At 66.8% G+C, this 316-nt stretch carries 1 pseudogene; it reads left to right on the plus strand.

Annotated features, from left to right (window positions below):
- Positions 1–316, plus strand: a pseudogene (locus CYJ76_RS11870) (hypothetical protein); the annotation flags it as partial.

Raw genomic sequence — 316 nt, forward strand, 5'->3', positions numbered from 1 at the left:
GCAGGATCCTCCAACCCCAACCAGGAGCTCATCGAGCGCTGGGATCACCGCGCGGACCTCTCCTACCAGGCGGTTCACGAGCGCCATGCCAGCCGCCTCTGGGGCATCCCGCGCACCACGCTGGGAGTTATCGCTTGGCCGCCGACGACTCGCGACCGCATGTTCGTCCGCTGGCACTACTGGTGGCAAGCTCATTACATCGACAACCTCATCGATGCCGCCATCCGCCGCCCCACCCACTCCCGGATTTTCGCCATCCGCCGGCACCTCCGTGCCATGCGCATCCGCAACCTCCGCCCCCTGACCGCCAACCACT

Source organism: Kytococcus schroeteri, from assembly GCF_002847825.1.
In the GTDB taxonomy this organism is placed as follows: domain Bacteria; phylum Actinomycetota; class Actinomycetes; order Actinomycetales; family Dermatophilaceae; genus Kytococcus; species Kytococcus schroeteri.